The sequence below is a fragment of the Variovorax sp. 10N412 genome (assembly GCF_056394985.1).
Map to the genome: position 1 here is coordinate 56,567 of NZ_JBFTIO010000005.1, position 24,028 is coordinate 80,594.

General features: G+C 65.9%; 26 protein-coding genes. 14 read left to right on the forward strand and 12 right to left on the reverse strand.

The genetic code is table 11. The features are described 5' to 3' along the window. The first annotated feature begins 146 nt into the window (after positions 1-146). From AC1DJH_RS14320 to AC1DJH_RS14350, 7 genes are all read left to right on the forward strand, one after another. Positions 147-1,178 carry an alpha/beta hydrolase gene (locus tag AC1DJH_RS14320; protein ID WP_472116160.1) on the forward strand — a complete coding sequence of 344 codons (1,032 nt, stop codon included), beginning with the start codon at positions 147-149 and terminating at the stop codon, positions 1,176-1,178. A gap of 92 nt (positions 1,179-1,270) precedes the next feature. Next, a complete protein-coding gene (locus AC1DJH_RS14325; protein ID WP_472116157.1) occupies positions 1,271-2,401 on the forward strand; it encodes an MFS transporter in 1,131 nt (376 codons plus the stop codon). Further along, positions 2,398-2,859 carry a cyclophilin-like fold protein gene (locus AC1DJH_RS14330; RefSeq protein WP_472116014.1) on the forward strand — a complete coding sequence of 154 codons (462 nt, stop codon included), beginning with the start codon at positions 2,398-2,400 and terminating at the stop codon, positions 2,857-2,859. The genes AC1DJH_RS14325 and AC1DJH_RS14330 overlap by 4 nt, the downstream gene beginning before the upstream one ends. Before the next feature lie 232 nt (positions 2,860-3,091). Then, a complete protein-coding gene (locus AC1DJH_RS14335; protein ID WP_472116011.1) occupies positions 3,092-3,922 on the forward strand; it encodes a 2Fe-2S iron-sulfur cluster-binding protein in 831 nt (276 codons plus the stop codon). After that, the gene (locus AC1DJH_RS14340; protein WP_472116008.1) at positions 3,909-4,901 is read left to right on the forward strand and encodes an FAD binding domain-containing protein; all 993 of its coding nucleotides are present in this window, start codon (positions 3,909-3,911) and stop codon (positions 4,899-4,901) included. The genes AC1DJH_RS14335 and AC1DJH_RS14340 overlap by 14 nt, the downstream gene beginning before the upstream one ends. 14 nt (positions 4,902-4,915) lie before the next feature. Continuing rightward, positions 4,916-7,108, forward strand: coding sequence for a xanthine dehydrogenase family protein molybdopterin-binding subunit (locus AC1DJH_RS14345; RefSeq protein WP_472116004.1), 2,193 nt, complete (start codon positions 4,916-4,918; stop codon positions 7,106-7,108). A 65-nt stretch (positions 7,109-7,173) separates the two neighbouring features. Continuing rightward, entirely contained in the window at positions 7,174-7,530 is a 357-nt protein-coding gene (locus tag AC1DJH_RS14350; protein ID WP_472116001.1) for a cyclophilin-like fold protein, read from the forward strand. Positions 7,531-7,662: 132 nt separating this feature from the next. Here the strand turns inward: AC1DJH_RS14350 and AC1DJH_RS14355 are convergent, their stop codons facing one another. Both AC1DJH_RS14355 and AC1DJH_RS14360 read right to left on the reverse strand, forming a co-directional pair. After that, positions 7,663-8,457, reverse strand: a complete 795-nt coding sequence (locus tag AC1DJH_RS14355; protein WP_478186113.1) for an alpha/beta hydrolase — start codon at positions 8,455-8,457, stop codon at positions 7,663-7,665. A gap of 92 nt (positions 8,458-8,549) precedes the next feature. Then, positions 8,550-9,062 carry a hypothetical protein gene (locus tag AC1DJH_RS14360; protein ID WP_472115995.1) on the reverse strand — a complete coding sequence of 171 codons (513 nt, stop codon included), beginning with the start codon at positions 9,060-9,062 and terminating at the stop codon, positions 8,550-8,552. 585 nt (positions 9,063-9,647) lie between these two features. Here AC1DJH_RS14360 and AC1DJH_RS14365 point away from each other — a divergent pair. Continuing rightward, positions 9,648-9,995, forward strand: a complete 348-nt coding sequence (locus tag AC1DJH_RS14365; protein WP_472115992.1) for a hypothetical protein — start codon at positions 9,648-9,650, stop codon at positions 9,993-9,995. Positions 9,996-10,003: 8 nt separating this feature from the next. Here AC1DJH_RS14365 and AC1DJH_RS14370 read toward each other — a convergent pair whose 3' ends face one another. Next, a complete protein-coding gene (locus AC1DJH_RS14370) occupies positions 10,004-10,939 on the reverse strand; it encodes a LysR family transcriptional regulator (protein ID WP_472115989.1) in 936 nt (311 codons plus the stop codon). Positions 10,940-11,072: 133 nt separating this feature from the next. Between AC1DJH_RS14370 and AC1DJH_RS14375 the strand changes: the two genes are divergently transcribed. Further along, a complete protein-coding gene (locus AC1DJH_RS14375) occupies positions 11,073-11,477 on the forward strand; it encodes a RidA family protein (protein WP_478186114.1) in 405 nt (134 codons plus the stop codon). A gap of 11 nt (positions 11,478-11,488) precedes the next feature. Here the strand turns inward: AC1DJH_RS14375 and AC1DJH_RS14380 are convergent, their stop codons facing one another. After that, positions 11,489-12,097: a GAF domain-containing protein gene (locus AC1DJH_RS14380; protein ID WP_478186115.1), complete on the reverse strand. Its 609-nt coding sequence runs from the start codon at positions 12,095-12,097 to the stop codon at positions 11,489-11,491. A gap of 269 nt (positions 12,098-12,366) precedes the next feature. Here AC1DJH_RS14380 and AC1DJH_RS14385 point away from each other — a divergent pair, with 269 nt between their 5' ends. After that, on the forward strand, positions 12,367-12,957 hold the full coding sequence (locus AC1DJH_RS14385; protein ID WP_472115980.1) for a ferritin-like domain-containing protein: 591 nt from the start codon (positions 12,367-12,369) through the stop codon (positions 12,955-12,957). Between the two features lie 28 nt (positions 12,958-12,985). Here the strand turns inward: AC1DJH_RS14385 and AC1DJH_RS14390 are convergent, their stop codons facing one another. Beyond that, the gene (locus AC1DJH_RS14390) at positions 12,986-13,408 is read right to left on the reverse strand and encodes a hypothetical protein (protein WP_472115977.1); all 423 of its coding nucleotides are present in this window, start codon (positions 13,406-13,408) and stop codon (positions 12,986-12,988) included. Between the two features lie 178 nt (positions 13,409-13,586). Between AC1DJH_RS14390 and AC1DJH_RS14395 the strand changes: the two genes are divergently transcribed. Continuing rightward, positions 13,587-14,414, forward strand: a complete 828-nt coding sequence (locus AC1DJH_RS14395; protein WP_472115974.1) for an HDOD domain-containing protein — start codon at positions 13,587-13,589, stop codon at positions 14,412-14,414. A gap of 38 nt (positions 14,415-14,452) precedes the next feature. Here AC1DJH_RS14395 and AC1DJH_RS14400 read toward each other — a convergent pair whose 3' ends face one another. The 3 genes from AC1DJH_RS14400 to AC1DJH_RS14410 form a co-directional block, all read right to left on the reverse strand. Next, entirely contained in the window at positions 14,453-14,866 is a 414-nt protein-coding gene (locus AC1DJH_RS14400) for a GFA family protein (RefSeq protein ID WP_472115971.1), read from the reverse strand. A gap of 55 nt (positions 14,867-14,921) precedes the next feature. After that, entirely contained in the window at positions 14,922-15,863 is a 942-nt protein-coding gene (locus tag AC1DJH_RS14405) for a helix-turn-helix domain-containing protein (protein WP_478186116.1), read from the reverse strand. A gap of 128 nt (positions 15,864-15,991) precedes the next feature. Then, positions 15,992-16,642 carry a DUF2625 domain-containing protein gene (locus AC1DJH_RS14410; protein WP_472115965.1) on the reverse strand — a complete coding sequence of 217 codons (651 nt, stop codon included), beginning with the start codon at positions 16,640-16,642 and terminating at the stop codon, positions 15,992-15,994. 223 nt (positions 16,643-16,865) lie between these two features. Here AC1DJH_RS14410 and AC1DJH_RS14415 point away from each other — a divergent pair, with 223 nt between their 5' ends. Then, positions 16,866-18,167: a UDP-N-acetylglucosamine 1-carboxyvinyltransferase gene (locus AC1DJH_RS14415; RefSeq protein WP_472115962.1), complete on the forward strand. Its 1,302-nt coding sequence runs from the start codon at positions 16,866-16,868 to the stop codon at positions 18,165-18,167. A 31-nt stretch (positions 18,168-18,198) separates the two neighbouring features. Here AC1DJH_RS14415 and AC1DJH_RS14420 read toward each other — a convergent pair whose 3' ends face one another. Then, positions 18,199-19,170 carry a hypothetical protein gene (locus AC1DJH_RS14420; RefSeq protein WP_478186117.1) on the reverse strand — a complete coding sequence of 324 codons (972 nt, stop codon included), beginning with the start codon at positions 19,168-19,170 and terminating at the stop codon, positions 18,199-18,201. A 162-nt stretch (positions 19,171-19,332) separates the two neighbouring features. Here AC1DJH_RS14420 and AC1DJH_RS14425 point away from each other — a divergent pair, with 162 nt between their 5' ends. Together AC1DJH_RS14425 and AC1DJH_RS14430 are read left to right on the forward strand one after the other, a co-directional pair. Next, positions 19,333-20,376, forward strand: a complete 1,044-nt coding sequence (locus AC1DJH_RS14425) for an NAD(P)H-dependent flavin oxidoreductase (protein ID WP_478186118.1) — start codon at positions 19,333-19,335, stop codon at positions 20,374-20,376. A gap of 64 nt (positions 20,377-20,440) precedes the next feature. Next, the gene (locus tag AC1DJH_RS14430) at positions 20,441-21,115 is read left to right on the forward strand and encodes an alpha/beta hydrolase (protein WP_472115953.1); all 675 of its coding nucleotides are present in this window, start codon (positions 20,441-20,443) and stop codon (positions 21,113-21,115) included. Positions 21,116-21,159: 44 nt separating this feature from the next. On the opposite strand, the gene AC1DJH_RS14435 is transcribed toward AC1DJH_RS14430, so the two are convergent. The 3 genes from AC1DJH_RS14435 to AC1DJH_RS14445 are packed head-to-tail and all read right to left on the reverse strand — an operon-like array spanning position 21,160 to position 24,009. Next, a complete protein-coding gene (locus AC1DJH_RS14435; RefSeq protein WP_472115950.1) occupies positions 21,160-21,975 on the reverse strand; it encodes an HpcH/HpaI aldolase family protein in 816 nt (271 codons plus the stop codon). Next, positions 21,972-23,000 carry a Bug family tripartite tricarboxylate transporter substrate binding protein gene (locus tag AC1DJH_RS14440; RefSeq protein ID WP_472115946.1) on the reverse strand — a complete coding sequence of 343 codons (1,029 nt, stop codon included), beginning with the start codon at positions 22,998-23,000 and terminating at the stop codon, positions 21,972-21,974. The genes AC1DJH_RS14435 and AC1DJH_RS14440 overlap by 4 nt, the downstream gene beginning before the upstream one ends. A 10-nt stretch (positions 23,001-23,010) precedes the next feature. Then, a complete protein-coding gene (locus AC1DJH_RS14445; RefSeq protein WP_472115943.1) occupies positions 23,011-24,009 on the reverse strand; it encodes a Bug family tripartite tricarboxylate transporter substrate binding protein in 999 nt (332 codons plus the stop codon). Positions 24,010-24,028: the final 19 nt, after the last annotated feature.

Consider the following 24,028-nt stretch of genomic DNA (forward strand, 5'->3'; position numbering starts at 1 on the left):
TATTAAGCATTCATTACCTAGTCAATTTCCTCGTCGATCGGCAGACTTGCCGTAAAGGAACATCGACCATGAAAACCCATACAGGCACCCCTTCCGACCGCCGCGAATTTTTGAAGATGGCTGGCACCGGCGCCGCTGCCGCCGGCATGTTGTCGACGACTGGCGCCACATTGGCAGCGGCGCCGATGAAGAGCACCCGGTTGTCAAGCGGCGCAGACAATTTCTACACGAGCGACGAAGTCACCGTGCAAAAGGTCAGCTTCAAGAACCAGTACCAGATGACCATCGCAGGAAACCTCTTCTTTCCCAAAAAGCTGGACCGCAAGAAGCGCAGCCCGGCGATCGTCGTCGGTCATCCCATGGGGGCGGTAAAGGAACAGAGCGCGAATCTCTACGCGACCAAGATGGCGGAACAGGGCTTCGTGACGATTTCGCTGGACCTCGCGTTCTGGGGCGGCAGTGACGGACAGCCGCGCAATGCCGTCTCGCCCGACATGTATGCCGAGAGCTTCAGCGCTGCAGTCGATTACCTTGGCAGCCAGGCGCTCGTCGACAAGCAGCAGATCGGCGCCATCGGCGTGTGCGGCAGCGGCAGCTTCGTCATCAGTGCAGCCAAGATCGATCCGCGGATGAAGGCCATCGCTACGGTGAGCATGTACGACATGGGCTCGGCCAACCGCGATGCGCTGAACCACTCGCAGACGGTCGCTCAGCGCAAGCAGATCATCGCTGCGGCCGCCGAGCAACGGCAGGCGGAGTTCAACGGCAGCGCTGTCCAATACACCGGCGGAACGGTGCTCGCGCTGGCAGCCGATACGCATCCCATCCAACGCGAGTTCTTCGATTTTTATCGCACGCCGCGCGGCGAGTTCACCCCCAAGGGCGCATCGGCGCGCACCACCACGATGCCGACGTTGACCAGCAACGTGAAGTTCATGAACTTCTACCCGTTCAACGACATCGAGACGATCTCGCCTCGGCCGATGCTGTTCATCACTGGTGACCAGGCCCATTCCAGGGAGTTCAGCGAAGACGCCTACAAGCGCGCCGCCGAACCGAAGGAGCTGTTCATCGTTCCGGGTGCCGGCCATGTGGATCTGTACGACCGCGTCACGCTGATCCCTTTCGACAAGCTCACCTCGTTCTTCAACAAGCACCTCGTTGGGGCGAGCGCCTGATGACGGCACAAGCCATTGGCGCGTCGGCCGGCAGCGCCGATTCAGACGAACGAAGCGAAGCGCAGCCAGCCCACTGGGGCGGAGTCTTCGCGATGACGCTGTGCGTCTTTGCACTGATCGCCTCGGAGTTCATGCCCGTCAGCCTGCTGACGCCGTTGGCGACCGACCTCAAGGTCACCGAAGGCATGGCGGGACAGGGCATCGCCATCTCCGGCGCCTTCGCGGTGCTTACCAGCCTGTCGATCTCGGCAATCGCCACGAGGATCGACCGCAAAGCACTGCTGCTGTCGCTGACCGCGCTGATGTGCCTCTCGGGGGCCATCGTCGCGCTCGCACCCAACTACCTGACCTACATGGCGGGCAGGGCGCTGATCGGTGTCGTGGTCGGAGGCTTCTGGTCCATGTCGGCGGCCACCGCCATGCAACTCGTGCCACCGTCCAAGGTGCCGCGTGCACTCGCGATCTTCAACAGCGGCAATGCGCTGGCCACGGTCGTGGCGGCGCCGCTGGGCAGCTTCCTCTCCTCGGTCATCGGGTGGCGCGGCGCGTTCTTCTGCCTGGTGCCGGTGGCGGCGATCGCATTCGTCTGGCAGTGGTTCAGTCTGCCGGCCATGAAGGTACAGCCACGTTCGCGTGGCTCGGGCAATGTCTTCAGGCTCTTCAAGAACCGGCTGGTCGTGCTCGGCATGTTGGCAGTTGGCATCTTCTTCATGGGGCAGTTCGCGCTGTTCACTTACCTGCGGCCGTTCCTGGAGACAGTGACGCAGGTCGATGTGTCAACGCTGTCGCTGGTGCTGCTGATGCTGGGTGTCGCTGGCTTCGTCGGCACCACGGTCATCGGCCGGTTTCTGAAGCTCGGGTTCTACGGCACGCTGACGATCATTCCGGTGCTGATGGCCGCGATCGCGGTGACGCTTGTCGCCGCGGGAGACTCGGTGTCTGCCACGACGGTGCTGCTGGGCGTCTGGGGCCTGGTGGCAACCGCAGCGCCTGTCGGCTGGTGGCTGTGGATCGCACGCACGCTGCCGCAAGACGCCGAAGCCGGCGGCGGGCTCATGGTGGCGGTGGTGCAACTCTCCATCGCGCTCGGCTCCACGGTGGGTGGCCTGCTGTTCGACGGTAGCGGCTACCGGAGCACCTTTTCTTTCAGCGCCGGCTTGTTGCTGATCGGCGCGTTTCTGGTTGTCTTGACAGCGCGTGCTGACCGCACGAAATCGACATGATCCAAAGCCTCGTTCCTTTCGCCACGACGGTCAAACCTCGCAGACGGTGGCGCCTGCACCTTGCGGGCTTGTGCATCGGCCTGCTCGCTGTCGGTGCCAGTCACGCCGAGTCACGCATGTGGATGACCGTCGGCGAACGTCGCATGGCCGTGACCCTGGCCGATACGGATGCCGCCCGTGCGTTCGCTGCGCGACTGCCGATGACGCTCGACATGACCGATCTCAACGCCAACGAAAAGAAGTTCGACTTGGCGATGGAGTTGCCCGCGAACGCTAGGCGACCGGGAACGATCCGCAACGGCGACCTCATGCTGTACGGCACGAGCACCGTAGTCGTCTTCTATCTGACGTTCGATTCGCAGTATTCGTACACGCGTCTGGGTCGGGTGGACGACCCGGCCGGTTTGGCGCAAGCGCTCGGACAGGGCAGCGTCAAGGTCGGATTCTCAAGGCAATGAAGACTCAACGCAGCCCGCGGCCTGAAATTCATTAGCTGAAGTAATAAAGGCATTAAGCATTTGTCACGTAGTCGACGCGCGGCGTGTTTGACACAGTCGAACGCGGCAAAGAACAACCAAAAAAAAGCCCGCAGAAGGCTTCGCTGCGCACGGTCAAGCACGGCCCCGGCCAACACGCACCGCGATGAGCTGGCGAACTGCCACCGCATCCCATTTTGAAAGGACACCGTCCATGCCCCACGAAATCAAGAATGATCTCCCGTCCGAACTCAATGCCGACGAAGCGGCACTGCTGCGAGAAATGCCCGCACTCAACGACGTGGGGCAAGCGCGACGCACGTTCATGATGCAGACCGGCGGCGGTGGCATCGGCCTCTTCGCCGCCAACCTGCTGGCGACCGAATCTGCGCTCGCGCAGATGCCGCCTGTGCCCGGCGCGGCCTCCGCGCCCGTCGTCGCGCAGAACGTCGTGAAGGTCAGCTTCCTGGTCAACGGCACACCGCATGCGCTGGACATCGACTCACGCGTCGTGCTGCTCGACGCGCTTCGCGAGCGCCTTGCGCTGACAGGCTCCAAGAAGGGGTGCGACCAGGGCCAGTGCGGCGCCTGCACCGTGCTGGTGGACGGACAACGCGTCCTCTCCTGCCTGACGCTGGCTGCTACGCTGCAGGGCCGCGAGGTCACGACCATCGAAGGACTGGCGAAGGGAGGCCAGCTGCATCCTATGCAGGCGGCCTTCGTCAAGCACGACGGCTTCCAGTGCGGCTACTGCACGTCGGGCCAGATCTGCTCCGCCGTTGGCATGTTGGGCGAAGCACAGCGCGGCCAGGTCAGCCACGTCACCGAGAACGTCGGGAAGACCACCACGCGCCTGACCGACGACGAGATCAAGGAGCGCATGAGCGGCAACATCTGCCGCTGCGGTGCCTACCCGGGCATCGTCGCGGCGATTCAGGAGGTGCATTCGGGCCGGCAGGCCGCGCAAACCTGGGGCTTCGCCACCGAGACGCAGCTGGCGATGACCACGACACCCAGCAAGGAGGACGGCCATGCGACCGTTTGAGTACGTGCGGGCAACGGATGCCACGTCCGCGACCGCCGCCATGTCGGCCCTGCCGCAAGCCAAATACCTTGCGGGCGGAAGCAATCTGCTGGACCTGATGAAAGAAGACGTCGAGCGCCCGACGCGCCTGGTCGACATCACCCGCCTGCCGCTGCGCGACATCCAGCGCACGCGCGCCGGCCTCTCTATCGGGGCCCTGGCCACCAACACAGAGACGGCCAACCACCCGCTGATCCGCGAGAACTACCCGCTGCTCACGCAGGCGATCGTCGCGGGCGCCTCGGGTCAGTTGCGCAACATGGCCACCAACGGCGGCAACCTGCTGCAGCGCACGCGCTGCAATTACTTCTACGACACATCCATGCCGTGCAACAAGCGCGAGGTCGGCAGTGGCTGCGGCGCGCGCGAGGGCCTCAACAAGATCGGCGCGATCCTCGGCTGGAGCGAGGCTTGCGTCGCGACCTATCCCGGCGACATGGCCACCGCGTTGTACGCACTCGATGCCAGGGTGCGCGTGCGCGCGCCGGACGGCCGCGAGCGACTGATCGCCATCACCGACTTTCATCGGCTGCCGGGCGACACGCCGCAGCGCGACAACAACCTGGAGCATGGAGAGTTGATCGTCGCGATCGAGCTGCCCGTGTCCGCGGGAGACTTCGCGCGCAACGCGCACTACCTGAAGGTGCGCGACCGTGCCTCATACGCTTTCGCGATGGTCTCCGTGGCTGCCGCGCTGGACATGGACGGCAGCAGGATCCGGCAGGCGCGCGTGGTGCTGGGCAGCGTCGCGCACAAGCCCTGGCGCAGTGCAGAGGCCGAAGCGGTGCTCGTGGGCCAGCGTGCCGACGAGGCCACATTCCAACGCGCTGCCGAAGCCGCGCTGCGCGATGCGCGTCCGCTGGCGCACAACGCCCACAAAGTGGAACTGGGTCGCCGTTCTGTGGTGCGGGCGCTGATGCGCGCTTCGCGCCTGGCGTGAAGAAGGGAAATCACATGGCACGCTATCTAGGCAAGGAAACGACCCGCGTCGACGGGCTCGCCAAGGTCACCGGCAAGGCGAAGTACACGGCAGAGTTCCAGATCCCGAATGTCAGCTACGGCTTCATCGTGCTGAGCACGGTGGCCAAGGGCCGCATCACCGCCATCGACACGCGCGAAGCCGAACAGGCGGGCGGCGTGATCCGTGTCTTCACGCATCTGAACGCGGGCAGGCTCGGTCCGGCACCCGCGGCCGGTGCAGCGCCAGCGTGGTCGTGGCCGCTGCAATCGGACCGCGTTTTCTTCAACGGCCAGCCGATCGCGCTGGTCGTGGCCGAGAGCTACGAACAGGCAAGGTATGCGGCGCGGCTCGTCAAAACGACCTACCAGACCGAGTCGCACAACACCGACTTCTCGACGGTGCTGGACCGCGCGCAGCCGGACCCTGCCACGGCAAAGGGCACGCCCCGCGGCAACCCGGTCGCCGCGATGCAGGCCGCGGCGGTCAAGGTCGAGGCGGAGTACCGCATTCCGATCAACCATCACAATCCGATCGAGCCGCACGCCGCCATCGCGTTCTGGCAGGGCGATCAGCTCACGATCTTCGACAAGACGCAGGAAGTCTTCGGCGTGCAGAAGCATCTGGCAGAAAGCCTCGGCGTGCCTGCCGGGAACATCCGCGTGGTGTCTCCGTTCGTGGGGGGCGCCTTCGGCGCGTCGCTCAAGCCGAACTACTACCCGTCGCTGACGGCGATGGCGGCGCGTGAACTCAAGCGCCCGGTCAAGGTGGTCTACACACGCACCCAGATGTTCACCGGACACGGTTACCGGCCGAACACCATCCAGAAGATCGCGCTGGGCGCCGACCGCAACGGCAAGCTGACATCGATGATCCACGAGGCGTTCCACAACACCTCGTCGTTCGAGGCGTTCTCGGATTCGACCACCGGCTTCACGCGGCAGCTCTATGCCTGCCCCAACCTTCACGCGCCGTTGAAGGTCGCGGCAACGGATCTGGGCACGCCGACGTGGATGCGCGCGCCCGGCGCGGTGAGTGGCATGTTCGCGCTCGAATGCGCCATGGACGAACTGGCCTACACGCTCAAGATCGATCCAATGGAATTGCGGCTCGTCAACTACGCCGAAGTCGATCCTGAAAGCGGCAAGCCGTTCTCCAGCAAGGCGCTGCGCGAGTGCTACCGCCTGGGTGCCGAGAAGTTCGGCTGGAAGAACCGCAAGGCCGAGCCACGCTCGATGCGCGACGGCCGCCTGCTGGTGGGATGGGGCATGGCCTCCAGCGTGTGGGGTGCGATGCAGATGCCCGCCAGCGCACGCGTCATCTTCCGTGCCGATGGGACGGCGAGCGTGACCAGCGCGACCAGCGACATCGGGCCGGGCACCTACACGGTGATGACCATGATCGCGGCCGAGTTCCTCGGTCTTCGGCTGGACCAGGTGCATTTCGAGCTGGGCGACACGCGGCAGCCGAAGGCGCCGGCGCAGGGCGGCTCGTGGACAACATCCAGCGTGGGTTCGGCGGTGCGAGGTGCGGCGCTCACCATCGTCGCGAAGCTGCTGGATCTTGCGAACCGGGATGCTGCGTCGCCGCTGAAGGGCGCGAACGCAGCGGACGTGGACATGCTCGATGGCGTCTTGAGCCTCAAGAGCGATCCGTCGCGCTCGGTCGTCATCGCCGAGGTCATGCGCCACACCGGCACGAGCGAGATCGCCGAGACCTACGACTCGACACCGTCGCCCGAGCGCGCGAAGTACACCTCGCTCGCGCACGGCGCGCAGTTCGTCGAGGTGAAGGTCGATCCGGACCTGGGCACGGTAAAGGTCACTCGCGTTATCGAGGTCACCGCCTGCGGCAAGATCCTGAATCCGCTCGCCTCCCACAGCCAGGAGATCGGTGGCGTGGTCTGGGGCATCGGCATGGCACTGGAAGAAGCGACCGAGATCGACCACCGCTATGGCCGAATCATGAATGCCAACCTGCAGCATTACCACGTGCCGGTGAACGCCGACATCCATTCCATCGAAACCATCTTCGTCGAGGAAGAAGACACCATCGTCAATCCGCTGGGCGTGAAGGGCATGGGCGAGCTGGGCATGGTGGGGATTCCGGCCGCCATCGCCAACGCGATCTTTCATGCCACTGGCAAGCGTGTGCGCGATCTTCCGATCACGCCGGAGAAACTGATTTGATGACGTCGAGCGACAGACCACCTGATGCAATAAATTCTTCTGGCTCAACGAGACAAAAGAGCCGAATGAAGCTCAACATCGTCGTTGACGGTGCTGTCGTTGCAACTGGAGAGCTTGACACCAGTCCAAGTGCAGCGGATTTCGCCTCGCTTCTTCCCATGACGCTGCATTTGCAAGACTACGAGGCAACAGAGAAGATCGCAGATCTGCCGCGCAAGCTTTCAACTGAAGGCGCCCCGAGTTCGTATACGCCGTCATCGGGGGACATTTGCTTCTACGCTCCGTGGGGAAACATTGCTTTCTTTTACCAAGATGGCGCATCTTCAGACGGACTGGTACGCCTTGGGCGTCTTCAATCAGGGCTTGATCGCTTAAACAAATGCAATCAAGACAGTTTGGTCGCGGACCTGTACTTGGTCTAAGTTGGAAAAGGCCGCTGGCAATCCGAGGGCAGCGTTTCGACGAGCGCTTCAGATTGAGCCAGTCCATTGCGACGTCATCGCGACTGACCGTTTTCAGCCGCCGACTTCAGGCTCTGCACGCAGGCGCTGTCATCATTGCAGGACGAAGTCAGCAATAGCCTGAACTGCCGGGTAATCCAATCCGCCAAACCCATGCGTGCCTTGGTGCGCACATAGATCGCCAGAAGGTTTCCCTCCAGTCAACTCGACCACATTCTTTCGTGAGGTGCCTGTCAGTCGATCCACCACAAGTGGCAGGTCTTTGGGCGCTGTCACCGAGCAGCCGTCTTCGTGATGGGCCAGCACGAGTACGGGCAGCTGCAGCTTTTCCAAATTGAAATGCGATACAGCATGCCCCTTGGTAAAAGTGGATTCGCTGGAAATGGGCGAGGCCATAACGAGTCCATCCGGCCCGGTGGGGCCCGGCCCTAGGCGAAGAGTCGCAGCGACAGCAGATTCTGTCCCGCGGCTATGTCCGACCAGCCACACAGGAACATCCGTACGCTCGCGCAACCATTTGATGGTCGCTTCGACGTCGGCGACGTGTTCGTCCGAATCTCTGAGCCCCGCCAGGCCCGAGCGCCTATCGGATGCTGCGTCGATGACGACAACCGCAATGCCTCGCTGAGCAAAGAGCCCTCGATTGCGAACGAGAAAGTTCTGGTCTCCCCATCCAATGCTGCCGTTCGGGAAGATCTTGAGCGCTCCATGGCCGCCAGCGATGAGGACTGCCGCCGCTCGTGGTTTGCCATCCGGTTCTACAAAGATCATCCGCTGTGTCACGCCTGGACGTGTGGCCAAGTCGACCACGGTCGACGTGTCTGCCCACGCAGGCGACATCAGTGCGATTTGGAGGCCTACTGCAAGGCCTGCAAGAACTGTGCGCATTGAGTCGATCCTTCAGAAGGCATTGAACCTGGACGTTTGCTTTCGGCACTTTTGTCTAGAACCCATTGGCTGCTTGTGGCCCACGGTAGAGGTCATCTGGTTGACGGTACGGCGAACGGATTCTGTCTCCGAAACTGTTCGAGGACGCAGTCCGGCAAGATTCCGTAGTTGCCATTCGCATATGTGTCAACGAGGGTCAGCATGACGGTGTCGTTCCATCGCCGGACGATGGGCCAAATTTCGTACTCCCTGCTGCCCGCGATAGCGAGGGCGAATGCAGGGGTCGCCGATTTTCCCAGTTCTGATACCCCAAGCACCTTGGCGAGTTCTGGAAGCGGACCTTTGCAGTCGATGAGATAGCGGTGATAAAGGACCTCAAGATCGGCGCGTTGAGCCGCCACCTCTCCCTCCGGTTGTGGCTGGGCACGCGCGGTTGCCTGGAATCGGATGAGGTCGGCCGCGAGGCGACCGGACAAGTACCAAACGAATCCGTCATCGTAGGCAAGGCTGGGCATCGGGTCGGCGCGGGCCGATAAGCCGAGGCACGCTGTCAGGATGAGAACCGTAGTTCGATGAAACATTTGATTCTTGATCGAGGTCAACATGAGTGCGGCAACGCGGTGGCTGGAGGGCGGTGGCAAATGTCCGATGTTGGCCTACTCAGAAGTCTAGCCTCGACCAACGCCAGCTCGCTTGCTGGCGAAGCAGACATCTTCGACGCCCGGGCGGATGACGGCACGGGGCCCAGCCCGCCTGTTCGGATGTCCCCAAAGCAAACGTCCAGTGCATTGACGCAAGGCCAGCCGTCACCCAACCGCCGCTTGACGCACCGCCCTCGCAAAAATTGCGAGCGTGCCAGATGAAAAGTTCACCGATTCAACAAGCCGCGCCATCGCAATTCCATAGCTCCCGAAACTTGACGCGCTCCATCGAGAGCGCTTACATTGCCTTCGCCTCGTGATGAGCGGGGCTGGGATTGGCGTCCCGATGACATCCTGCGACGAAAGCCGCAGTCACCGCACAGGTCTGCGGCTTTTGCGTTTGTGCCTCTTTTTAGGCGGCTCGAACGGGAGGGCTCGCGCCCTGCCGGTTTCCGCAAGGATGTCCCGGTACGCCAACCTGTTCGAGCTGCCGCCCCCAATTGGCGTTGGGTGCGTCGGTTGTTGCAAATCGACATCCTTGGAGGCCCCATGGCCCATGCTTCAGACGCCGGCACCCACGCCGGCAACCCTGCCTCGTCCTTCCGTCCCACCGCCCAGTTCAAACCCTTCGACTGGGTGCAAGCCGACAAACTCGATGCGTCCCGACAAAGCCAGGCCGCATTCCTCAACGATGCGCGCGACGTGGTGCAGGGCGCGCAAACGCTGGTGCGACTGCTCGACTGGGACGAAGAACGCCGCGCCTGCGCCGCGTCCGATGCGGATCCGGCACCGCTCTTCGACGCCCCCCAGCGTGAATCGCTGCAGCGGCTGCTCGCGGCATCCCTGAGCCTTCTTCACGCCCGCATCGAAGGCCAGTGCGAAGCCTTGACGGGCTAGCTGGCTGGCTAGCCATTCACCACCGTGCGGCCGACAGCGGGCGGCGCATGCCGCGCCATCAGCTCGGCCACCCAATCGATGAACACGCGCAGCTTGGCGCTGACATGCCGGTTGGGCGCAAAGGCCACGTAGAGCGGCATCGGGTCGAGGCGCCACTCTTCGAAAAGCGGCACCAGTTCGCCGCGCAACCGGTGCGCCTGCGACATGTAGTCCGGCAGCCAGAGCACCCCCAGCCCGGCGAGCCCGGCGGCAAGGTAGGCATTGCCGTCGTCGACCGAGAACACGTGGCGGCCGTGCACCTCGATGCGCTCGCCGCCGCGGTGCATGGCATACGGAAAAGCCTTGCCGGTGCGCGACCACAGGAAGCCCACGACCCGGTGATGCGTGTCTTCCAGCTCGCTCGGGTGCTCGGGCGTGCCGGCGTGTTCCAGGTAGCTCGGCGCCGCGTACACGCCCAGCTGCAGGTCGCCCACGCGGCGCGCCATCAATGACGGGTCGGTGAGTTCGCCGCCGCGTACCACGCAGTCCACGTTGTCGCCGATCACGTCCACCATGCGGTCGCTCACGCCCATGTCGAGCTGGATGTCGGGGTAGCGCGCGTGGAACGCCGACAGCGCGGGCACCAGGATCATGCGGGCCAGCGGGCTGGGCACGTCCACGCGCAGGCGGCCACGGGGCAAAGCCGCGGCGCTCGACAGGCTGGTCTCCGCATCGTCCATGTCGGCCAGCAGGCGCACCACGCGCTCGTAGTAGGCCGCACCGTCGGCCGTGACGTTCACCTTGCGCGTGGTGCGGTTGAGCAGCTTCACGCGCAGCCTGGCCTCCAGCTGCTGCACGAGTTGCGTCACGCTGGTCTTGCTCAGGTGGAGCGTGTCGGCCGCCTTGGTGAAGCTGCCTGCTTCCACCACGCGGGCGAAGGCCTGCATCGCATCGAAACGGTCCATGTCTGCTCCTGGTGTCGCGGATTGTTTGGGTTCTGCAAACAGTGATTGTTGGTGTTGCCCGTTTATCCGCAAGGCGCAGTTCCCTAAAGTCCCTTCATCGTTCTTCTTCAACCACTTTCGACAAGGCCTTCCAATGACTCAACGCGACGTCGTTTTTCCGCCCGGGCGCCAGGCGCTCTATGAAAAGAACCGCTATTCGCCGGCGGTTCGCTCCAATGGCTTCCTGTTCGTCTCGGGGCAGGTCGGCAGCCGCGAAGACGGCTCGCCCGAGCCCGACCTGCAGGCGCAGGGGCGGCTCGCTTTCGACAACCTGAACGCGGTGCTGGGGGCCGCAGGCTGCACGTTCGACGACGTGGTCGATGTCACGGTCTTCATCGTCGACCCGGAAGCGAACTTCGAAACCATCTGGAAGCTGGTGCCCGAGTACTGGGGCAACGCGCCGCACCCGACGCTCACCGGCATCGGCGTGACGTGGCTCTACGGCTTCAAGTTCGAAATCAAGGTGATCGCCAGGCTGCCCGAGGGCAGCGGGGGCTGACCCTGCCTGCGCTACGGCTGCAGATACTGCGGCAGATAAGGCGGCAGCGCCCGGCCGACGCTGCGCAGGTGCTCGAACTCGGCGTCGCTCAGCGGCCGTTCCAGCAGGTCGAAATGGCACAGCGTGCCGAGCAGCGTGCCGTCGGGGCCCGGTATCGGTACGCCGTGGTAGGCCACCATCACGCCCTTGTAGGGGTGCCCGTCGAGCCTGTCGTCGTGCGCGGAGTTGGTGGTCAGGAACGCGCCGTCGCGCAGCACGAACTGGCAGAAGCTGATGCCCATCGGCACTTCTGCCAGGTACTCGGGGCGCGCTTCGCCGGCCTTGTCGACCAGCGCGATGTTTCTGAAAAGATCGCCGTCGAGCCAGTAGACCGCCGTGAAGCGGTGCGGCACGCGCCTGTTGAGCTGGCCAAGGGCTTCCGCTAGGCCCCGGCTCTCGCACACGGCGACGAAGCTGTCGATGCTCTCCCGCGACGGCGCTTCCGACGCCTTCGACAGCAGCTGGATGTAGAGACGGTCGACCTCGTGCTCCCACGCCGTGCCCGCGTCGACGAAGGCGATGTCCGCATCGGTGCCTGAATCTCCGCCGCCCGGCGCGCTCGGATACGGAGGCACAGCCACCCCAGCGGCCTTGAGCGCTTGCTCTTTTTGAAATCGGGACAGCAGAGTCATGGGGTGGGGGGAGTACGGGCCATGGTACTTCAGTGGCACTGGTCCAGGGCGACGAATGTGGCTTGCACCGCGCGAAGCGGGTCGAAAGTCGTGGCGCGCCTACATCGACGGCACCGGAGCGCTGACGTCTGGGGGCGGTTGCGCCGTCCACAGTGCCATCGACTCTTTGGTTTCGAAGAGCGCTGTACACCTGCAGACTGGCATTTCAGGAGACCCGAATGGCCAACAACAACAACGGCTCGACCGACGAAGGTTCGGCGAACCGCGATCCCCTCACGGGCACCCCCGGCGTGCCCCCGGTCGAAACCTACTACGCCAAGCAAGCCAACGGCAGCGACATCGTGAGCCACGAAGACCTGTCGAACGAAAGCGTCGTCGACGTCCTGAACGATCTGCTCGAGAACGCGCGCGACGGCGAGTACGGCTTTCGCACCTGCGCGGAGCAGGTCGAGACGGCGAACGCCAGGCAACTGTTCTTCACGCGCTCCGAAGGTTGTCGCCAGGCCGGCGAAGAGCTGCTTCAACTCATCAAAAAGTACGGCGGCGAGCCTGCCTCGGGCGGCACGGCGGCGGGCGCGATGCACCGCGGCTGGGTTCAGCTCAAGGGCAGCGTGGGCGCGGACAGCGAGCTGTCGATCCTCGAGTCTTGCGAGCGCGGCGAAGACACGGGCATTGCCCGTTACCGCAAGGCGCTGAAACAGGCCCTTCCGGCGGATGTTCGCGCCGTGGTGGAGAGGCAGGCCGCGGGCGCTCAGAAAAACCACGACCAGATCCGCGACCTGCGCAATGCCGCAAGAGCGCAGGGCTGACCTTGCCGCAGGGGGCTGGGTCCTGCAGCTATTTGCTCAGCGAAATGAGCGTCCACACGATTGCCACGAGCTGTGCGAGGTTGATCAGGATGGCGGTGATGTGTGTCCTGCGGAAGCCCGGAATGGCCTCCATGTAGTTCGACTGGATCTGCGTTCCGAGGGCGTCCATCTTGGGAATGATCTTTTTGCGCAGCACGACTGCAATCAGCGCCAACGCGGCGGCACTCGCCGCGATTCCAGGGCGGCCCGCGAACACGAAGCTGATCGCCGTTGCGGTCGCGGTCGCGAATGCGGTGACGTAGTAGAGGTTGAAGAAACCGCGCACGAAGCGCGCGTCGAGCAGCGTGTCGTGCTTCAACACCAGAAGCGGCAGGGAACCCATGAGGAAGTAGGCGGTGGTGACGAGCAGCGCCACCGTGAAGAACAGGGCGGCGAACATGGCAGCAGACATCTCGATATTCCTCCATGCCGTGGGCCGGGAGCATGCGGTGCGGGGGTGTGATGTCGCCCATCCACCCCGGTCCTACCGGTATCCGTAGAAATTACAGATTGGCGCAAATGGAGTATTTACTAATCGGTACGCGGGAGGAAAATCTTTTGCATACCAAGGCAATACACACCTCCACGCCATGACACTCGACGAACTTTTTGCCAGTGACGCGTCGCTTCCCACCGTGCCGAAGGTGGTGTCCGACCTGATGGAGATGCTGCGCGACGACAACGTGTCTTTTGCGGATGTGGCGCGTCGCATCGAACTCGATCAGGTGCTCGCGGCCAAGGTGCTGCAGATGGTCAACGCGCCGTTCTTCGGGCTTCGGCGCAAGATCTCCTCGATCCAGGGCGCGATCCTGATGCTCGGCATTTCCACCGTGAGGTCGTTCGTCGTGAGTTCGGGTGTGTCGGGCGTCTTCAGGAAGGTGGAGGGCGTCGACCTTCCGGACTTCTGGGCCCACAGCCTGCGCGTGGCATCGGTCTCGCGGTACCTGGCCTCCAAGACCCCGCGCGTCGACCCCAACCTGGCATTCACCGCGGGCAGCATGCATGCCATCGGTCACCTGATCATGGCGCAGGCGATGCCCCGCCGCATGGCTGCTCTCAATGCCGTTCACCCCTTCGATGCACCCGGGCGCGCGCAGCTCGAGCGCGTCGAGTTCGGCTATCACTACGGCGATGTGAGTGCGTCATTGGCGCAGCGCTGGGACTTTGCTTCCGAGCTGGTCGGTGCGCTCTCGAGTTTCGTGAGTCCGGGGCAGTCGGAGCGCGTCGATGCGCTGGGCGGCGTGCTTCACCTGGCGGTGTGGCGCGTGGCCCTGGAACGCCAGGGCGTGGACCTGGGCCATGTCGGCGGCCTCTGGCCGAGCCAGTCCGCGATGGCCATCGGCATCACCGAGGAAATGGTGCAGAAGATGCCCGCGCCGCGTGTGCTCGCCGCGGACCTCGAAGCGATGATCGCCTGAGGGCGCTCGCAGGCACGCCGTGCATTGCGGCGGGCCGTTCACATCGGCGGCATCCTGTCGAACTTCGGCAGCGCCGTATCCAGAAAATCCCATGCATGTCCGCGCACCGCGTACGTGACCGCCTGCGGCTGGTACCGGCCGGGCTCGTCGAGGCTTGCGGCGTGCACCGTGAAGATGTCTGGCATCGCCGCAAAGGTCATGTACACCGGCGACCCGCAGGCCGGGCAGAAGGCGCGGGTCTTCACGTTGCCGCTGTCGCCGACCAGGTCCCACAGCGCGGCCTGGCCGCTGTGCGTCACGCCGCCGCGCGCAAACGTGAGGTACGAGCCGTGGCCGGTGCCGCTCTTGCGTTGGCAGTCGCGGCACTGGCACTCGTTCTGAAAGATCGGCTCGGCGGCAATCTCATAGCGGATGGCGCCGCATGCGCAACCTCCGGTGTAGGCGTGGGTCATGGTTCGGGTCCTTTCGACGTTGCCGAGAAGCCGGCATGGCGGCCAATCTAATCGGCTACCGCTGCGAAAGGGGAGTAACAAGTTCGTCGTGAATGGGCGCGCGCCCCTGCACCTCGACCGGCACATGGAAGTCGATGACGGCCCCTGGCTGGTCGGGCGCGAACTGGCCGTCGTACAGCTCGAAGTCGGGACTGTCGGCCACTCGCAGTCCCGAGGCAGGAATCAACTCGCCCCAGATGGTCGCCATGGCGCTTTTCACCTGCGGATGGAGCGCAGACCCGTTCAGGGCGATGCGAAACACGACATAGGTCGCCGCGGGAATCTCTTTCACCGTGAAGCCCTTTGGCAGTTCGTGCGCGGTCCCTGCACCCACACCCATCCCCACGCCCGCCATGTACTGGAAACCGCCTGTCTCCCGGTCTGCGCTCCAGACCACGCCATACGTCGCCCAGCTCGGGCTCTGGCCCTTCAGCGGCAGGGCGCCCACGAGTGCGGCCCACAGCTGGGGAATCTCGGACTTCGTCGCGTCGTCGAAGCGTCGGGCGGGGCCTGCGACGCTGAAGGCCTCGAGCCTGATCAGGTCCGGCAACCGGGTCACTGCCGTGGAGGTGCTGCTGGGTGCATTCATGGGAAATTGTCCTTCGATGGGAGTGGGTGAAAAGCCGACCCGAAAGCGGCCGGGCGAGACGCCGAAGAGGCGCTTGAACGCGCGTGTAAAGGCCTCCTGAGACTCGAAGCCGCAATCGAAGGCGAGGTCGACGAGCTTCAGGTCGGGCTCCGCGGCCAGCCTGCGGGCGCCGCGCACGAGTCGCCGTCCGCGCACGTGCGCCATGGCGCTGCGGCCCATGCGGGCGGTGAACATCCGGGAGAAGTGATGCGTCGACAAGCCCGCCCGCCGCGCGATCAGCTCGAGCGTGAGGGGCTCGTCGAGCCGCTCCTCGATCCACGCGATCAGGCTGACGAAAAGTTCGGGTTCGCGGGGCAACGGGTTGTCCATGCGGCGATCATGAATCACCGTCAGGCGGCCTGTCCTGACCGAACTTGCTGCCGGCCGCGTTGGCGTGGATTGCGGCGCGCAGCGCATGCAAGGTGCCAAGCCGCTGGTGGGCCTTGCATGGCGCGGATCTACCCCGCGGTCGTCGTCGCGGCCAGTTCGATGTTGAGCGCGTACTGCTCGGCAATGCTCACCGCCTTGCGCGAACTGGACTGCACCGAGCCTTCCTTCGTCCAGAGAAACGGAAAGAAGCTGAAGCACTGGTCCGCGCCGACGTGCTGCACATCGGCTTGCCAGCCGCTCCAGCGCGCGTCGGCGTAGAACACCTGCAGCCGGTCGGTCGACGCCCATTCCAGGAAGTCGCTGTAGCCGATTTCCAGCGACTCCCACCCGAGCGTCTCGGGCGCCCAGTAGTACATGGCGCCGGCGTCTTCCCCGAGCCCGCCGCCGTTCAGCGCGAAGAAGCCGCCCACCACGTCGTCCGCCACGAGCAGGAAGCCCGACGAGCGCCCTTCGTTCCAGTCGACGATGTTGCGGGCCAGCTTCGGGTGACCCGAGCCCAGCACGCGCAGCCAGCCGTGGTCGATGAGCAGGCCGCCGGTGTCGTGGGCCACCGCACCCATGGTCGAGCGTGTCGTGACCTGGAGCGCGAGCAGCACACGCTGGCTGGCGGCTTCGGAGGGCTCGAGAATCTCGAACGGGTGGCTGGCGCTTGCGGCCCATTCCTTGACGAGGGGCAGGGCGGCGTCTTCGGTGTCGATCAGTTCTTCGAGCGTGCGCATAAGAAGTTGGTTTTGAGAATCCGGAGGGATGGCGGCCGCATGTAAAGCAAAAGAATTGTTAATTCGTGGGCGTTCGCTTCGAAGTTCTTACAACTTCAGCGCCGTTCGTGCTGCTTTCTGACGGTAAAGTGCCCGTCTCCGGTTTCGGATTGTCCGCGACTCTTTTCTGCTGTCCTCGCGCTTCCCTCTTCCCTCTGCCCCCTTTCCCCCCGTTCGCCTCTTCATGTCCAACCTCATCGTGCATGGCGGTACGCCGCTCCGCGGCCGCATCACCCCTTCCGCCAACAAGAACGCCGTGCTCCCGGTGCTCTGCGCCACCCTGCTGACCTGGGAGCCGCTGCGACTGCACGGCGTGCCCGACATCACCGACGTGCGCAAGATCCTCGACATCTTCCGCACGCTGGGCAGCGAGGTGCGCATGGACCACGACACCGGCACGCTCGAACTGCACCACCGCGAGACCACCTTCGACGCGGCGCGCCACCGGCTGCCCGAGGAAATGCGCTCGTCGATCATGCTGGTGCCGCCGCTGCTGGCGCGCTTCGGCGTGGCGCGGCTGGAAGACAACGTCAAGGGCTGCACGCTGGGCGTGCGCGAGATCGATCCGCACGTGGAGGTGTTCCAGCGCTTCGGCGGCGAGGTGGAGCGTACCGAGGGCTCGCTGCTGGTGCACAGCAGGGGCCGCCTCACGCCCACTGATCACTGGCTCGACTACGCCTCGGTCACCACCACCGAGAACTTCGTGCTGTGCGCGGCTGCCGCGGGCGGCACCTCGACGCTGACCAATGCCGCGTCGGAGCCGCACGTGCAGGAGTTCTGCCGCTTCATGGCCATGATCGGCGTGCGCATCGAGGGCATGGGCACTTCGCGGCTCACGGTGCACGGCGGCGGCGCGCTCGCGGGCGGCGAGTTCCGCTTCGACGAAGACTTCCACGAGATCACCACCTTCCTGGCGCTGGGCGCCATCACCGGCGGCGACGTGGTCGTGCGCAACAGCGCGCCCGAGAACTTTCCGTTGCTCGACCGCACCTTCGCGAAGTTCGGCGTGCAGATCGTGCACGAAGACGGCTGGTCGCGCGCCATCCGCTCGGGGCCGCTGAAGGTGCAGACGCCCTTCACGAGCAACGTGCTGACCAAGGTCGAGGCGGCGCCGTGGCCTTACTTTCCGGTCGACCTGCTGCCGATCTTCATTGCGCTGGGCGTGCGCGCGCAGGGCAATGCGATGTTCTGGAACAAGGTGTACGACGGCGCGCTGGGCTGGACCGGCGAGCTCTCGAAGTTCGGCGCGCACGTGTTCTCGTCGGACCCGCACCGCCTCATCACCTTCGGTGGCAACCCGCTGACGCCGGCGGTGGTCGAGAGCCCCTACATCATCCGCGTGGCCATTGCGCTGTTCATGGTGGCGGCGAGCATCGAGGGCAAGTCGGAGATCCGCAACGCCGCGCCCATCCGCCGCGCGCATCCGCGCTTCGTGGAGAACCTGCGCAGCCTGGGCGTGCAGGTGGAGTGGACCAGCGAAGAGTGATGCGAGCAGTGACGCGAAGAAGCCCCGGGCCTCAGAACGAGGGCACGGGGTTCTTGCCCTCGGTCAGCACGTAGGCGCCGTTGCGCCAGGCATAGACCAGCGTGCTGTCGACGGTGTCTACTCGGCTGCTCTTCGCGCTAGCCGTGCGCTCGCCCTTGAAGGCGATGCGCATCTCGCCCGGGGTGGTGTCGTCGGCGCCGGCCACGAAGCTGGGCGTGCCGCTGATGTCGTAGCACTCGCCGTTCGCGGGCTCCTCGGGCTTTTGCGACTTGAGCACCTTCTCGCAGGCCTCGTCCGCCCCTTCGTTGGACGCCGACAGCGCAATGCTCGGCGTGACCACGCGCACCTTGCCTGCGTCCAGCGCATACACCGACAGCCACTGTCCGCAGTAGCCCTGCCAGCAACTGCCGCTGGTGATGGTCAGCGCAAAACGCTGCGGCGCCACGCGCTCCACCTTGGTGCTGCCCAGGTTGCCCATGAAGCCGAGGTAATCGACCGCGTCGCTGCGGCTCGTGAGCTTCCAGCCATCGGCGCCCTGCTCGAAGAAGTAGGCGCCGAGCCACGCGCCGCTCGCATGGCCGTCCATGGCCTGGCCCTGATCGTCGACCGGCACGGTCTCGGTCAGCATGACGGCGTGCGTGTCGTCGAGCTTCACCACTTCGCGCGGCGACACGCGGGCCTTCTGCTCGGCGGCGCTGCCGGGCACGGTCTTGCCGTCGTTGCCGATTTCGGGGAGCGAGACGATGTCGGGTTGCTGGGGCGTGGCGTTGGGGCTTTGCGAATCGGGGAACACCAGCGCCATGAGGTCGGCGCGCCGCAGCGTGGCCGATGTGTGCGAGCGCGCGGCGCCGGCGGGCGCGTTCGTGGTCGATGCCGCAGGTGCGGCGGGTACGGCCGCAGGTGCGGGCGTGTCCTGCACCGCAACGGCGTTGTCCTTCTGCGGGCAACCGCCGAGTGCCAGCAGGCCGGCGGCGGCAAGGGCGACAGCGGCGGGGCGCTGCAACAGCTTCGATAAGGCGAACGGGGGCGGTGTCGGGTGGAGTCGGGGCATGCCTCCATTTTGCCGAAGCCGCGCGGCGATGACCCTGCCGCCGCGGCGACCTCCGGCTTGGCAGGACAATGCGCGGCATTCGACGACGCGCAACGCAAGACAAGGAGCCTTCGCATGACCACGCTGCAGCAACTTCTGGGAACGGACCTTCCTCTCATCCAGGCGCCCATGGCCGGCGTGCAGGGCAGCGCGATGGCCGTCGCGGTCAGCAACGAAGGCGCCCTCGGCTCGCTGCCCGGCGCCATGCTGAGCCCCGAGGCCATGCGCAGCGAGCTGGCCGCCATCCGCGCCGGCACCGGCAAGCCCTACAACATCAACTTCTTCTGCCACACGCCGCCGGTGCCGAGCGCCGAACGCGAGGCCACGTGGCGCTCGGCACTGGCGCCGTACTACGCGGAGTTCGGCATCGACGCGGCCAGCATTGCCGCCGGGCCGGGCCGCAACCCCTTCAGCGCCGAGGTGGCCGACCTGCTGGCCGAGTTCCGCCCGCCGGTGGTGAGCTTTCATTTCGGGCTGCCGTCCGAAGCCTTGCTCGCGCAGGTTCGCGGCTGGGGCGCGAAGGTGCTGGCCTCGGCCACCACGCTGGACGAGGCGCTCTGGCTCGAAGCGCATGGCGCCGACGCGGTCATCGCGCAGGGACTCGAGGCGGGCGGGCACCGCGGCCACTTCCTGTCGCACGACCTGACGAAGCAGCTCGGCACCTTCGCGCTGCTGCCGCAGCTGGTGCGGGCGGTGAAGGTGCCGGTGATCGCGGCGGGCGGCATTGCCGATGCGCACGGCGTGGCGGCGGCCATGGCGCTGGGCGCGGCGGGCGTGCAGGTGGGCACGGCCTACCTGCTCACGCCCGAGGCGACGACCAGCGCGCCGCATCGCGCGGCGCTCAAGAGCGATGCCGCGCGGCACACCGCGCTCACCAACCTCTTCACCGGCCGGCCGGCGCGCGGCATCGTGAACCGCGTGATGCGCGAACTAGGGCCGCTGGGTGCCGTGGCGCCGGAATTTCCGCTGGCCACTTCGGGCATCGCGCCCTTGCGCGCCAAGGCCGAGGCCAAGGGCAGCGGCGACTTCTCTCCGCTGTGGTCGGGCCAGAACGCCACCAGCTGCCGCGAGGTGTCGTCGGCCGAGGTCACGCGTGCGTTGGCGCAGGGCTTTCGCTGACGGCTGCGACATCTCCGCATCGAATCTTTCAACATCGACCCTGCACGACCCAAGCGTTTGACCCATGACCCAACTTCACCTGCCCCTCAAGTTCCTGGAACACCCTGCGCAGCCCTCCGTGCGCGACCCCTGGCTGCTGGTGCTGATGCACGGCGTCGGCAGCAACGAGCAGGACCTGTTCGGCCTGGCGCGCATGCTGCCCCCGCAGTTTCACGTGCTGAGCCTGCGCGCGCCCTACGTGCTGTCGCCCGACGCCTATGCGTGGTTCGAGTTCCAGGTGCTGCCCAATGGCGAGCGGCAGATCGATGAGGTGCAGGAGCGCGAAAGCCGCTTCCTGATCGGTGAAATGATCGCCTCCGCCGCGCAGCAGCTCGGCGTTCCGCCCGAGCGCGTGGTGGTCGGCGGCTTCAGCCAGGGCGGCATCATGGCGCTGTCGCTCCTGCTCACCAAGCCCGAGACCGTGCGTGCCGCGATGGTGTGGCACAGCCGGCTGCTGTCGCAGGTGGTGCCGCAGGTGGCGGCGCCCGAGGCCTTCGAAGGCAAGGCGCTGTGGGTGAGCCATGGCAGCGCCGACAACGTGATTCCGCCGAGCGCCGCGCAGGTCACGCGCGACCTGGCGCGCACGCTGCCGCTGGCGCTGTCGGGCGCGGACTTTCCGGGTGCGCACGAGCTGCGTCCGGCCGAACTGCAGGCCACGGTGGCCTGGCTGCAGTCGCTCAGCGCGCCGACCGGCGCCTAGACGATCGGTCGGACACGCGCGACGCGGCTGTCGCCTGCACCGGATCAGTAGCCGAGCGTTGCCGCCGCAGGCCTTCGCCCGCCGGCGCCCGAGGCCTGCTGGAAGGCCTGCGTGATGAGCCCCGTGGTGGTGCTCGCGAAGTAGCGTGCGCCCCACTGGGCGTATTTCGCCTCGTCGTCCGGCGTGAGCGCGATCACGCCGCCGCAGTTGCCCGCGTCGCGAATGGCGCACAGCGCGCGCTGGATGGCCGCTTCGACCTCGGGCGCCTTCCAGTTGTTGTCGAAGCCCATCGCATGCGAGAGGTCGTTCGGTCCGACGAAGACGGCATCCACCCCAGGCACGGCCGCAATCTCGGCGGCCTGCTCGACGGCTTGCGGCGTCTCGATCATCACGATCAGCGCCACGCCCGCATTGCTGCGCTCGGTGTGCGCCACGCCGGGAAAGGCGCCGTAGCCGGCGGCACGCGGGCTGAACGCGCTGCCGCGCCGGCCCGTGCGCGGATAGCGCACCTGCTGCACCAGGTCGCGCGCTTCTTCGGCGCTGCCCACCATGGGAATCTGCACGCCGCTGGCGCCCATGTCGAGCACGCGCGAGATGTCGTGCCGCAGGCAGCGCACCACGGGCACGATGCCGCTCGCGCGCGCGGCGCGCAGCATGTGCTCGGTGGTCTCCAGGTTGGCGCTGCCGTGCTCGTTGTCGAGGATGACGAAGTCGAAGCCCGCGTAGCCGCACATCTCCACGATGGCCGGGCTGGGCAGCGAATTGAACAGGCCGCGCAGGCGCTGGCCGCTCCTGAGCAGGGCGGGCAGGCGCGTGTCCAGCGGGTGCGTTGGATGGAGGGGGTGGTCGGCGGTGGTCATTCGATGCTCACGTGGTTGGTTTTGATGAGCTCGGCGAACTTCAGCGTCTCGTCCTGGATGAACTTGCGAAAGGCCTGCGGCGTCATCGGCTTGGGCGTGAAGCCTTGCGCGGCCAGCCGCTCGACCACCGAGGGCGTGCGCAGCACCGCCACGACCTCGGCGTTGAGCCAGGTCACCACCGGCGCGGGCGTCGCGGCCGGCGCGAGCAGGCCCAGCCAGGTCGCGGCCTCGAACCCGGGCACGCCCGATTCGGCCACCGTCGGCAGCTCGGGCGCCAGTGGCGAGCGCGCGGCGCTGGTCACCGCCAGCGCCTTGGCCTGGTTGTTCTTGGCGAATGCGAGCGCGGTGCTCATGTTGTCGAACTGCATGTCGATCTGGTTGCCCGCCAGGTCGACCAGCGACTGGCTGCTGCCCTTGTACGGCACGTGCACCGCCTTGCCGCCGATGCGGTTCAGGAACATCAGCGCCGTGAGGTGCTGCGAGGTGCCGTTGCCGCTGGAGCCGTACGACACGGCATCGGGCTTGGCCTTGACGACCGCAATGAGCGACTTCACATCGGTCGCGCCTGACTTGTTGCCCGCCAGCAGCACGAGCGGCGTGCTCGCGAGTTCGGTGACGGGCGCGAAGTCCTTGTCGACGTTGTAGCTCAGCTTCTTCAGCAGCGTGGGGTTGACCGACAGCGCGGTCTGCGTGCCCAGCAGCAGCGTGTAGCCGTCGGGTTTGGCGCGCGCGACGAACTCGGTGCCGATGCCGCCGCCCGCGCCGGCCCGGTTGTCGACCACCACGGCCGTGCCCCAGCGCTTGCCGAGTTCCTCGGCGACCAGGCGCGCGACGATGTCGGTGGCGCCGCCCGGCGCGAAGGGCACGACGATGGTGACGCGGCCGGTGGCGGGGTAGCCGCCCGGGCCGGTGGCCGCCTGTGCGGAAGCGATGCTGCCGATGCCGCCGACGAAGGCCAGCGCGGCGGCCGCCCGCAATGCGGTGCGGCGCAGGGATGCGATGCTTGTGATGGATGTGTGTTTCATGCTGTGTTCCTCATTCGGCCTGGATGCCTGCGTCCTTGATGACCTTGCCCCACTTCACGATCTCCGCCTGCTGGAAGGCCGTGAAGGCCTCCGACGTGCGGCCGTCGGGCTCCACGCCCAGGCCGCGCAGCTTGTCCTGCACGTCGGGCATCGCGACGATGGCGGCTATCTCTCGCGCCAGCCGCTCGACCACCGGCTTGGGCGTGCCGGCGGGCGCGAACACGCCCTGCCACGACTGCATCTCGAAGTTCGGCGCGCCCGCCTCGGCCAGCGTGGGCACGCCGGGCAGGCTGGCCAGCCGCTTCGCCGCGGTCACGCCGAGCACCTTCACGCGCTTGCCGTCGATCATCGGACGCGCCGCCGCCACGGTCTCGAACACCATGTCGATCTGCCCGCCGACCAGGTCGACGATCGCCTGCGAGCCGCCCTTGTAGACGATCTGTCGCATGCGCGTGTGCGTGATGTTCTCGAACAGCTGGCCCGACAGGTGCTGCGAGGTGCCGGGGCCGGCGGTGCCGTAGGTGAGGCTGTCGGGTTTGGCCTTGAGCTCGGCCACCACCTGCGCCACCGAATTGAACCGGCTGCCCTCCGGCACCACCAGCACGTTGCTCACCATGCCCACGAGGTTGACCGGCACGAAGTCCTTCACCGGGTCGTAGCCGAGGTTCTTGTTGAAGAAGGGGTTGACCGCGTGCGTGGTGATGGTGCCGCCCATCACGGTGTAGCCGTCGGCCGGCGCGCGCGCCACGGCCTGCGTGCCGACGATGCCCGACACGCCCGGGCGGTTGTCGATGATCACCGGCTGGCCCAGGCGCTCGCCCAGGTGCTGGGCGACGAGCCGCGCCACGCCGTCGGACACGCCGCCGGGCGAGAAGGGCACGACGTACTTGATCGGCTTGGTGGGCCAGGCGGCCGGCTGCGCGTGGGCAACGCCGGCCATGGTGGCCAAGGCCGTGAGTGCGGAAAGTGCAAGTGCGGTCAGCACTGTGGGGCGGATTCGGGGGCTCATGGGGTTGTCTCCTGGATGG